This is a genomic window from Rathayibacter sp. AY1C1 (assembly GCF_002932105.1).
Taxonomy (GTDB): domain Bacteria; phylum Actinomycetota; class Actinomycetes; order Actinomycetales; family Microbacteriaceae; genus Rathayibacter.
In genome coordinates, this window is record NZ_PSWH01000072.1 from 1 (window position 1) to 1,057 (window position 1,057).

The window sequence follows — 1,057 nt, forward strand, 5'->3', positions numbered from 1 at the left end:
ACGCTGAGGTCAGCGCCGGTCGATGCGAGGAACTCGGCCGCGAGCAGCGGACCGAAGCCCGGCATCGAGCGCAAGAGCTCAGCGGCACGGCTGGTCTCGACCCGTGCGGCGATGAGCTGGTCGATCTCCGCGATGCGGCTTTCGAGAGCGATGACATCGAGCGCGAGTCGGCGGGCGAGTTCAGCTGCGATCGCCTGGCCAGGAAGCACGCTCTGCTGGCTCTTCGCCGCGGTGACTGCGGCGGCGGCGGTCGCGACGGCCGTTCGGCAGCCCTGTGCGCGGAGCCACCGCGCCAGGCGGGACTCCCCCATCTTCCGGATCGCGTCCGGCGTGGCATAGCCGGTGATCAAGAGGAGCGAGGCTCGGCTGGCGGAGTAGTTGAACGCACGCTCAAGCGCCGGGAAGTACTCGAGCAGGTGCCCGCGAAGGCGATTGATCGCGCGGGTCCGGTCGCAGACGAGGTCTTTCCTGTGCGCGGTCAGCGCGCGCAGCTCGATGCGCGTCTCGTCCTCGACCGTCAGCACCTGCAGGTCGCGGCGCATCCGCGCCTGGTCGGCGATGATCGCCGCGTCCTTCGCGTCGGTCTTCCCATCACCCCGGTACGCCTTCGCCGCGTGGTGCACGGCGTGGCCGGGGATGTAGACGACCGGCAGAGCGTGAGCGGCGAGGAGCCCGAGGATCAGTGCCGCTCCCCCACTGCTGAGATCGATCGCCCACAGGCACTCGTCGCCGCCGGCGAGATCCGTCACGGTAGCGATCAGCTCGAGCAGCGCCGCCTCGTCATTGGCGACGCGGGCGGAGTGAAGCTTGGCGCCGTCTGCGTCGATGACCACGCAGTGATGGTGCCCCTTCCCCGCATCGATCCCGGCCCAGATCTGCGGCATGGCCGCTCCCTTCGCAACGTCAGGTGGTGGTGATGGTCGCGCCGACTTTTCCTTACGCAGCGATCTGGTCGCTTCTCTCAATTAGCGGTCGAACCATCGGGTGGACGGCGGGCGGCCATTCTTCACAAGCCGTCACAGCGGCCAAAACGCAGGAGCCCTACCCGCCGTCCTCG

The 1,057-nt window shown here is 68.7% G+C and carries 1 protein-coding gene; it reads right to left on the reverse strand.

Features of this window, described 5'->3' with window-relative positions; all coding sequences use genetic code 11:
- A partial coding sequence (locus C5C71_RS17120; protein ID WP_181065760.1) for a transposase occupies positions 1–833 on the reverse strand: 833 nt, incomplete at its 3' end.
- Positions 834–1,057 lie beyond the last annotated feature (224 nt).